This is a genomic window from Streptomyces sp. NPDC001156 (assembly GCF_053598275.1).
Map to the genome: position 1 here is coordinate 1 of NZ_JBSFJX010000271.1, position 9,391 is coordinate 9,391.

Below are 9,391 nucleotides of genomic sequence, written 5' to 3' on the forward strand. Positions count from 1 at the left end.
ACGCGGGAGACCAGTGCATCCACCACCGTTCGGGATGCGCCAGTTGACCAGGATTGGGTACAAGACCCACTCCTGCTCACTGACTAGGAACGGTGTGGTCCGCACCCGCAAGGGCGCCGACCACACTCTGGCCGCGCTGAAGAGCATCGCGCCGCACGGCCCGATGGCGCCCCCATCTACGTCATCCTCGACAACTGGTCCGGCAACAAAACCGCGAGGATCCGCACCTAGTACTACAGGGATAGATCTTGGGTGGTGGGTGCGGCAGGATGGTCTGCCGTGAGTGCACGTGGTCAGGTCGGCGATGAGGTGACGGCGGAGGATCTTGTGACCCTGGATGCAGCTCGACCCGGTTTTTCCTGGCCCAGCGCCGCATCGTCTCGCCCTTGTGGGCGGACAGGTTGTCCAGGATGAGGTAGATCGGGGCGCCGTCCGTGTGGGCCGCGCGGATCGACTTCAGCGCGGCCAGGGTGTTCGCGGCGCCCTTCTTGCGGCGGTTGACGCCCCACAAGGTGTCGTCGCCGATCGAGTAGCAGCCGTGGGGGGTAGTTGACACGCTGCGCGTGACGTTGGGCACCGGATAGGGAGTTGCCTGCGGCGCCCGGCCGTTACTGCTGCGAGAGGGTGTACGCCCGCTGCCATGCGGTGGCGACTGCTTGGGCGATGCCGCCGATGACCGTGGCGTCCCCGTCGAGTGCCGACGCCGCGAGTTCGGGCAGCGGTAGGGGTACGAGTGCGGCGAGCCGGAGCCGGAGGGGCTTGATGAGGGATGCCGCGTGGCGGCCGAGGGCGCTGCCGCCCAGCACGACCAGTTGCGGGTCGAGTAGGGCGATGACTGGGACCAGGGCCCGCGCGAGAAGATCGACCTGTCGCTCCACGATCGCTGCGGCGGCGGGATTTCCTGCTTGCGCGGCTTGGAAGACCTGCTCGGGTGAGCAGTCCGCACCCAGTCCCGCCTGCCGGGCGGCGGCGGCGATGGCGTCGGCTGCCGCGGCACTCTCGAACACGCCGCGCTCGCGGAGTTCGCCGTTCGGGTCGACGGAGCCGTCGTCGACCAGGAGGAAAGCGATCTCGCCGGCCGCGCCGCGCGCCCCGCGGTGGAGTCGGCCGCTGGTGATCGTGCCCAGGCCGATGCCGGTGCCGACGGAGAGGAAGACGAAGTCGTCGACGCCGCAGCCGATCCCTGCGGCCTGCTCGCCGAGCGCCGCCAGGTCGACGTCGTTCTCGAACCGGACCCGGTCGCCGAGCTCCTCGGCGAGCAGTTCGATGACGGCGGGGCGGTCCCAGCCGGGTAGGTTGGCCGCGTGCCGCATCCGGCGTGAGGCCGCGTCGTAGATGCCCGGGCTGCCGATGACGATGCTGTAGACGTCGCTCCGGGAGACGCTGTTGTCGTCGAGGAGCTCGGTGACCAGGTGCGCGAGCTGGTGGACGAGTTCGGTTGCGTCCCGGGTCCGGGACGGCTCCTGCCGCCGGTCGATGACGGTTCCGCCCAGGTCGGCGAGGGCGCACTTGATCCAGCGCGACCCGACGTGGACGCTGATCACCCGCCCTGCGTCCACGTCCGGCTCCCACAGCCGGGCGGCGCGGCCGGCCTGGCCGGTGCGCAGCCCGGTCTGGCGTACGAGTCCGGCGGCCTCGAGCCGGGCGATGGCAAGGTTGACGGTGGGCCGGGACAGTCCGGTGTCGCACGACAGCTGGGAGGCCGACGTCGGCGCCTGCCGCTGCAGGTGCTCCAGGACGACCCACTCGTTCGCCTGCCGCATGCTGCCCGGTCCGCGCATGACCGTGCTGAAGGGGGGCGTGTCCGGGCTGTCCACTGTCGTCGTCGGCATGGGCGCCATCCTGCCAGGTCGGTCCGGAGTGAGGTGTCCCACCAGCATATTGATTTTGTTAGGAAAGACGCCTTACATTTGCCGGGCCCTGAACCCGCCCCCTCTGCAAAGGCGCAGCGTCGTGTCGACTCCCACCTCATCCGGCGGCCTGGCCCGCCGGATCGGCCTGCTCCAGGCCACCGCGTTGAACATGAGCCAGATGGTCGGCGTCGGGCCGTTCATCACCATCCCGCTCATGGTGGCCGCGTTCGGCGGCCCGCAGGCCATCGTCGGCTGGATAGCGGGCGCGCTGCTCGCCCTGTTCGACGGTCTGGTCTGGGCCGAGCTCGGCGCCGCCATGCCCGGCGCTGGCGGCACGTACGTCTACCTGCGGGAAGCCTTCCAGTACCGCAGCGGCAAGCTGATGCCGTTCCTCTTCGTCTGGACGGCGATCCTCTTCATCCCGCTGATCATGTCCACCGGCATCGTCGGTCTCGTCCAGTACCTCGGCTACCTGTGGCCGTCGATGGGCCAGACCTCCGGCGACCTGGTCGGACTCGCCCTGATCGCGCTGATCGTGCTGCTGCTCTGGCGGCGCATCGACTCCGTCGCCCGGCTCGCCACCATCATGTGGGGCGTCATGCTGCTCGCCGCGGCCCTCGTGGTGATCGCCGCGTATTCGCACTTCCACGCCGACTACGCCTTCACCTACCCGCACGGCGCCTTCAACCTCCTGGGCGGCAAGTTCTGGACCGGGTTCGGCGCCGGCCTCGCGGTGGGCGTCTACGACTACCTCGGCTACAACACCGCCGCCTACCTCGGCAGCGAACTAAAGAACCCGGGACGCACCCTGCCGCGCTCCACCGTCACCGCCGTCTTCGGCGTGATGGCGATCTACCTGGTGCTGCAGGTCGGCGTGCTCGGCGCGGTCGACTGGCACCAGATGCTCGACCCCAACTCGGCCGTCTACCAGTCGATGGCGTCGGTCATCCTGGAGCACGCCTGGGGCCGCGGCCCGGCCGAGGTCGTCACCACCCTGATCCTCATCACCGCCTTCGCCTCGGTCCTGGCCGGCCTGCTGGCCGGCTCGCGGGTGCCCTTCGACGCAGCGCGGGATGGCGTCTTCTTCCGCTCCTTCGCCCGACTGCACCCCAAGCACGGCTTCCCCACCATCGGCCTGATCACCATGGGCGTCATCACCGCCGTGGGCTTCATGATCGGCCGCCACACCGACATGGGAACCCTGATCCAGCTACTCACCGCCGTGATGGTGCTGGTGCAGACGCTGTCCCAGATCGTCGCGCTCACCGTGCTGCGCAAGCGCCAGCCCCAACTGCGCCGCCCATACCGGATGTGGCTCTACCCGCTGCCCAGCGTGCTGGCCTTCGCCGGCTGGATCTACATCTACGTGTGCGCCGACCACAACGCCCCCGGCCGTCACCCCATCGAATGGTCCCTGGCCTGGGTTGCCCTCGGTGGACTCGCCTTCACTGTCTGGGCCCGCAAGGAGCGCATCTGGCCCTTCGGCGACAAGGAGATCCGCGAGCAGTACGCAGCGGCCGCTCTCGACGCCGACAAGGAGCGGCTCCCCGCATGACCACCGGCACCACCCCCGCCGCCCCCGCCGCCCCCCAGGCCGGGGGCGGCCCGGCCCCGTACCACGTCCTTGCAATCGACCTCGGCGGCACCAAGACTGCGCTCGCCGCAGCCGCCCCGGACGGCAGCGTGCTGCACCGCGCCGCCATTCCCACCCTCGCCGACCAGGGCGCCAACCAGGTCATGCGGCGGGTCGCCGAAACCGGACGCGAACTGGTCGCCCGCACCGAGGCCGACGGCCACGGCCCGCTGCGTGCCGTCGCCGCCGCCTCCCCGGGCATCGTGCTGGACGACCGCATCCTGCTGGCGCCCAACAACCCGGGCTGGGAGGAGCTCGCCCTGGCCGCCACGCTGGGCGCCGCCTTCGGTATCGACACCGTCGCGGTGGAGACCGACGTCAAGGCCGCGGCCCTGGCCGAAGCCCGCTGGGGCGCCCTGGCCACATCCGCTTGCGGCATCTTCCTCAACCTGGGCACCGGCCTGTCCGCCGCCACCGTCGTCGGCGGACGAGTGCTGCGCGGCGCACACCAGGCCGCCGGCGAGATCGGCTCTCAGCTGCTGAGCACCGCCGACATCCAGGACGCCGGCGACGGCCGCGCGCCCCTGGAGGAGTACATCTCCGGTCGGGCACTCGCCGACCGGGGCTCCGCGCTCCTCGGCCGCGCCGTGACCACCGCCGAGGTCTTCGCCCTCGCCGAGCACGTCCCAGCCGTAGCCGAACTGGTCGACGACGCCCTGGACACCCTCGGCGTGCATCTCGCCAACCTGGCGATCGCCCTCGACCCGGACACCATCGCGGCCGGCGGCGGACTGACCCGCGCGGCCGACCGCATCCTGCCGAGACTGCGCCGCATTCTCGACCGCGCCGTGCCCTTCCCGCCGGCGCTGGTGCCCGCGCACTTCACCGAGACGGCGCCGCTCACCGGCGCCGTCATCCTCGCCCTGGACGCCGCAGCCGCCCCGCACCCCGCATCCGACTGGAGCCCCGCCGCATGACCACCCCCGCCGGATCCGAGCAGCACCGCCCCGGCCGCGTGATGTCCGCCGAGATGGCCGAACAGCCCGCGGTGCTGCGCCGCCTGCTGGAGCAGGGCGCGCCGGAGATCCATCGGGTCGCCGAGCTGATCGCGGCCCGCGCCCCGCGCTTCGTCCTGCTCACCGCCCGCGGCACCTCCGACAACGCGGCCCTGTACGCCAAGTACCTGGTCGAGGTGATGCTGGGCAAGCCGGCCGGACTGACCTCCATGTCCACCACCACGGCGTACGGTGCGCGACCGGACCTCACCGACACCCTGGTCATCACCGTCAGCCAGTCCGGCGGCTCGCCCGACCTGGTGGCCTCCACGCGAGCGGCACGGGAGGCTGGCGCGATCACCCTGGCGGTGACCAACAACCCCGGCTCGCCGCTGGCCGAGGCCGCCGAGTTCCACATCGACGTCATGGCCGGACCGGAGCGGGCGCTGCCCGCCACCAAGACGTACACCGCCGAGCTGCTGGCCTTGTACCTCTTGGTCGAACGGCTGCGGGGCGGTGACTGTGTTGGGGCCAAGGCGCTGCCCGAGCTCGCCGAGCAGATCCTCGGGCGGTGGGACGAGGTCGCCCAGCTGGCCGCCCGCTACCGGTTCGCCGAGCGGCTCATCCTCACTTCGCGCGGGTACGGGTACCCGACTGCCAAGGAGGCCGCTCTCAAGCTCATGGAGACCAGCTACATTCCCGCGCTGGCCTTCTCCGGCGCGGACCTGCTGCACGGCCCGCTGGCCATGGTCGACAACGTCTCGCCGATCATCGCGGTGGTCTCCGAGGGCAGGGGCGGCGAAGCGCTGCAGCCGGTTCTCGACCGGCTGCGCCAGCGCGGCGCCGACCTGGTCGTCATCGGTGACCGGGACCAGGTCGAGGCGGCCTCCGCGGGGTTCGTCCTGCCGACATCCGGCGTGCCGGAGGAGCTTCAGCCGATCCTGCAGATCCTGCCGCTGCAGATGCTCGCGTACGAGGTCACCATGGCCCGGGGCCAGAACCCCGACGCGCCGCGGGCCCTGGCCAAAGTCACCGAGACGCGCTGAGCTTCACCTTTAACCTCGCTGGTCACTCTCCTCGCGCATTCCGCCACGCCGGAAACTTCATTTCGTCGTTACCTCGTCGCAGCGCAAGGTGGCTTCCTCGAGCGTGACCGTCGACCGCTTCGAGCACCAGGCCTTGGTGCCGATGCAGGTGACCCCAACGGGCCCGATGACCAGGTCTTCCTCAGGGCTGGTGCCGGGCGCGTCATGGGCTGCATGCCCTGGCGGTGGATCCCTTGCAGACGCGGTTGTGCAGGTCGATTGGGACAACCTCGACCACGCCTACGGGCGGGCGGTGGACGCGCCCGGGCAGCTTCTGGCTCTGATCGAGGATGATTCCCAGGCACAGAGCCGCGCCGTCGGTTATCTGGATGCCGCGATGCTGCACCAGGGCAGTGTCTTCTCCGCGACCGCGCCGTTCATCAGACTCGTAGCCGCCGTCTTGGCCGATCCGGCGACTGCCGTGGTGGTCGATGACGTCCTTCCGTGGGATCCCGATCCCCGACCACTTCGGGTGGCCCTGCTGGACTACCTGACCGAGTTCGCCCGGGCCTGCCAGTTGGAGACAAGCGACGAGGCACTGCCCCGCGATGCCTATCCGGTAGGCCGGGACGAGAAAGATCTTCAACGGATCCACGATGCCGCCCGCGCTTGCGACTGGCGCTTGGACGCCAACCCAGCGACGCGTACGCCGCCGCCCGCCTCGCTGTGGAGGCCATGGACGACACCGAGTACTGCCGGGCGATGGAAGCCCGTGATCTGCTGGCCTGCAGGGAAGTCATCGCCGACGTCTTCGACGCGGCGTTTGCTTTGATCACTGACTGCGAGTCCGCCGTCCGTACGGCCATCGTCGACCGGCTGACGTTCAACGGCACCATCATCGAGACCGACACCGACTCCTACCGCCTGGCTAGTGCTCTGACCACATACGTTCACCGGCTTGGGCGACCGTGAGGTGGTGGGGGCCAGGCTTGTGGCTGGGGCGTCCGCTTATGCTCAGCTCGTGCAGCCGCCCTCCAACTACAGCGATCCGTTGATCTTGGCGTTCCCTGCCGAGCTTGCAGGGGATGCCGAGGCAGTTCTGGCGGTCATGCCTGCTTCCCGCCCCCGGCCGCTTGAGCCGATCTCGGTCTATGTAGAGGGCCAGCAGGTGTCCATTCCTGAGCGTCTGTACAACGACGAGCCGCCGACAGAAGCGGTAGCGTCGCTCTCGTCGCGTCAACGTCAACTTCTGCACTGCTTGTACTCACGGCACTGCGACGGGATGGTTAGGCAGCGTCACCTGACGGAGGTCGTTGACTCCGCGGACCCGTGGGTCGTTCCGTTCGTCGTGCAGTTGGTCGGCGAGTACGTTTTGGAGATCCTGGTCGTCATCCGCGATGAGCTTCGTGATCTCGCCACACCGGGCACTCGAAGCCGCCTCGCTTACGGGCAGTTCATCGTAGAAAACCCGGCCTTCTTCGCACGCACTCAGCGGCGGGTCGTGAGCTACTGGAGCTGCTACTACCGTTCCGCCTACCCGACTTTCCGCAGCTACCCCGGATGCAGTCTTCTTGATCTTCTAAGGTCCGCGGCATCGGACAGAGCAGGGCACCCCTGGCCCAACCTCGCTCCTGCCGGAACCAGGCTGGACGGCTACTGCTAGAGCTGGCCGGGGAAGGTTCGCCAGGTCGGTCAGGCTGCGTCAGCGAGAGGTCGTCCGCCCCATCGGATGCCCTTCTCGCTGCGGATCCGGGCGCGCTCACGACGTTGAGCTGCGAGGACGCCAGAGTGTCGGGCATTCTTGTTGCGCCAGCGGAGGTAGGCGTGCAGCGCCCGAGTCTGGACGCTGTGGTTGCGGTGGTTGGAGTTGGCGACGGTGAACTGCCGCAAGGGCCCGAAGTGGGCCTCGATCGGGTTCGCCCAGGATGCGTAGGTCGGCGTGAAGCACAGCTCGACCCTGTGCTTCTTCGCCCAGCGACGAATCTTCTCGCCCTTGTGGGCGGACAGGTTGTCCAGGATCACGTAGATCGGGGCGCCGTCAGGGCGGGCGGCCCGGATCGATTTCAGCGCAGCCAACGAATTCGCAGCGCCCTTCTTGCAGCGGTTGACGCCCCAGAGGGTGTCGTCGCCGACCGAGTAGCACCCGTGGAAGTACCGGACACCGTGGGTGCGGTGGTACGTGGCAGGGTGCCGCTCAGGGTAGCCCGCAGGAGCCCAGCCCGCCCCTCCGGTGGGACGGATACCGAGCGGACCGAACTCGTCGAAGGCAAAGACCCGGTCCGGGAAGCGGTCCAGGACCTCCTCGATCCGGTCCAACTTCACGTCGCGGTCCGGATCTGGGGATTCCTTCCAGGTCTTTGTGCGCTGGAAGGTGACGCTGCGGCGGGCGAGCAATCGACGTAACGTCTCGCGGCCGATGCGGATGACCCGGCCATGCACTTTGCGCAAGTAGGCGAGCAGCTTGCGGATGGACCATCGGGTGAAGGGCTGCCCGAGCTTGGTCGGGCGGGTAGTGGCCGTCGCGACGACGAAGTCCTCGTCGTCAGGACTGAGCAGGCGGGGACGGCCTCCCGCCCACTGTGCGACAGGCAGGCCAGGCCGATCTCGTTGAACCGGTGGATCACGTCGCGGACGGTGTCCTCGTCGGCCTGCACCAGCTGGGCGATCACCGGGACACGGTTCCCGCCGGCCGAGGCCAACAGCATCATCGCGCGCCGGTAGCGCACCGAACTGGTGCTGCCCCGGCGCACAATCTGCTGCAGCTTCTGCCCTTCCTGGTCGGTCAGTCTGCGCACACGGACAGGCTCGGCCACCGCACCCCCAGCGGTTGGAACGGAAGTCACCGCACATCCAACCGCCCCGACGACCAACCCGGCGAACCTATGCGGTCAGAGCACTAGCACGCGGGCACGAACTGAGGAGCCAGCCAAGGCCGGCTAACCTCTACCGCTACCTGCCTCGACGGCCAGCCGCCCTGACGGGCGGCTGGCACTGCGCGGAGCCGTCCGCAAGGTCAAACGTCGGGTGTGTCAGAGCCGTCTCGTGGTGAACAGGGTGGTCCCGTGCACCGCGTCCACTTCCTTCCGATCAGTCTCGGTGAACCCGACCTTGGCCAGCACTCGGCGAGAAGCGGTGTTCCAGTCCCAGACCGTGGCCCACAGACGTTCGTACCCAGACGATCGCGCCCATTCCAGAACCGCCAACGAGGCCTCGGTCGCGTATCCCTGACACCAAACCCGGCGTAGCAGCTCGAATGCCAGTTCCGGTTCTCCTACCGATCCTCGCCCGCTGTCGACCAGCCCGCAGTAGCCGATGACGTCACGAGAGGCCTTCCGTTCGACCGCCAGCAACCCGGTCGACCACACCTTGTTGGTGCGGATCGAATCCTCGAGCTCCGCGAGCGTGGGGTGTCCGTCCGTGTCGATTCGGCGGTGCGGCGGCACTCGTGGATCACGTTCGGTCCACAGCTCACGCTGGACGACAGCCTCGGCTACCCGCCAAGGTCTGAGCAGCAGGCGACTCGTCTCGAGTACAACCTCGCTGCCCGGCGCGCCAACTGTCATGACAGCAACCATCTCACGGGCGAACGCGCTGTCGTGCCACGGGGCGCGGTCGGTCCTGCCGATCGTGGACGCTCGATATGCGGGACAACCGAGATCCATCCCTGAGCGTCGTCTTGGACCTGTGCACGTTCGGCTGTACCCGGTGGGACACGTTGACCTGTACGCCGACATCCCGCTTCGCGGACACGGCAGTGCCGTCATTTCTCCTCGACATCTCCGAGCTCGTTGATCACTAACTGCCTCCGGAAACCCTCGACAAACGCTGCCCCTAGACATCAACGAAGCCACACAGGTACTGCATTGAGGGCCGTACCCCCTCGCAGGAGCGCCCCCGCATCGGCGGGGAAGACGAGACCGAGCCCTACTGCCGTCCAGCCCGACG

The 9,391-nt window shown here is 68.8% G+C and carries 8 protein-coding genes and 3 pseudogenes; 6 read left to right on the forward strand and 5 right to left on the reverse strand.

Annotation, left to right across the window (positions count from 1 at the left end):
- Nucleotides 1-91: 91 nt before the first annotated feature.
- Nucleotides 92-225 (forward strand): annotated as a pseudogene (locus tag ACWDA7_RS46845) (IS630 family transposase); the annotation flags it as partial.
- Between the two features lie 115 nt (nucleotides 226-340).
- Here ACWDA7_RS46845 and ACWDA7_RS46850 read toward each other — a convergent pair.
- Nucleotides 341-541: pseudogene (locus tag ACWDA7_RS46850) on the reverse strand (IS630 family transposase); the annotation flags it as partial.
- A 67-nt stretch (nucleotides 542-608) separates the two neighbouring features.
- Nucleotides 609-1,832 carry an ROK family protein gene (locus tag ACWDA7_RS46855; protein WP_450613557.1) on the reverse strand — a complete coding sequence of 408 codons (1,224 nt, stop codon included), beginning with the start codon at nucleotides 1,830-1,832 and terminating at the stop codon, nucleotides 609-611.
- Nucleotides 1,833-2,031: 199 nt separating this feature from the next.
- Between ACWDA7_RS46855 and ACWDA7_RS46860 the strand changes: the two genes are divergently transcribed.
- The 3 genes from ACWDA7_RS46860 to ACWDA7_RS46870 are packed head-to-tail and all read left to right on the forward strand — an operon-like array spanning nucleotide 2,032 to nucleotide 5,467.
- Entirely contained in the window at nucleotides 2,032-3,408 is a 1,377-nt protein-coding gene (locus ACWDA7_RS46860; RefSeq protein WP_450613568.1) for an APC family permease, read from the forward strand.
- On the forward strand, nucleotides 3,405-4,403 hold the full coding sequence (locus ACWDA7_RS46865; protein WP_450613559.1) for an ROK family protein: 999 nt from the start codon (nucleotides 3,405-3,407) through the stop codon (nucleotides 4,401-4,403). The genes ACWDA7_RS46860 and ACWDA7_RS46865 overlap by 4 nt, the downstream gene beginning before the upstream one ends.
- On the forward strand, nucleotides 4,400-5,467 hold the full coding sequence (locus ACWDA7_RS46870) for an SIS domain-containing protein (protein ID WP_450613561.1): 1,068 nt from the start codon (nucleotides 4,400-4,402) through the stop codon (nucleotides 5,465-5,467). Before ACWDA7_RS46865 ends, ACWDA7_RS46870 begins: the two co-directional genes overlap by 4 nt.
- 202 nt (nucleotides 5,468-5,669) lie before the next feature.
- On the opposite strand, the gene ACWDA7_RS46875 is transcribed toward ACWDA7_RS46870, so the two are convergent.
- Nucleotides 5,670-6,092 carry a hypothetical protein gene (locus tag ACWDA7_RS46875; RefSeq protein ID WP_450613562.1) on the reverse strand — a complete coding sequence of 141 codons (423 nt, stop codon included), beginning with the start codon at nucleotides 6,090-6,092 and terminating at the stop codon, nucleotides 5,670-5,672.
- A 23-nt stretch (nucleotides 6,093-6,115) separates the two neighbouring features.
- On the opposite strand from ACWDA7_RS46875, the gene ACWDA7_RS46880 reads away from it, so the two are divergent.
- Nucleotides 6,116-6,418: a hypothetical protein gene (locus ACWDA7_RS46880; RefSeq protein ID WP_450613569.1), complete on the forward strand. Its 303-nt coding sequence runs from the start codon at nucleotides 6,116-6,118 to the stop codon at nucleotides 6,416-6,418.
- A 49-nt stretch (nucleotides 6,419-6,467) separates the two neighbouring features.
- Nucleotides 6,468-7,109, forward strand: a complete 642-nt coding sequence (locus tag ACWDA7_RS46885) for a hypothetical protein (protein WP_450613564.1) — start codon at nucleotides 6,468-6,470, stop codon at nucleotides 7,107-7,109.
- Between the two features lie 29 nt (nucleotides 7,110-7,138).
- On the opposite strand, the pseudogene ACWDA7_RS46890 reads toward ACWDA7_RS46885, so the two are convergent.
- Both ACWDA7_RS46890 and ACWDA7_RS46895 read right to left on the reverse strand, forming a co-directional pair.
- Nucleotides 7,139-8,259, reverse strand: a pseudogene (locus tag ACWDA7_RS46890) (IS630 family transposase).
- A 216-nt stretch (nucleotides 8,260-8,475) separates the two neighbouring features.
- Nucleotides 8,476-9,009 carry a GNAT family N-acetyltransferase gene (locus tag ACWDA7_RS46895; RefSeq protein WP_450613566.1) on the reverse strand — a complete coding sequence of 178 codons (534 nt, stop codon included), beginning with the start codon at nucleotides 9,007-9,009 and terminating at the stop codon, nucleotides 8,476-8,478.
- Between the last annotated feature and the right edge of the window lie 382 nt (nucleotides 9,010-9,391).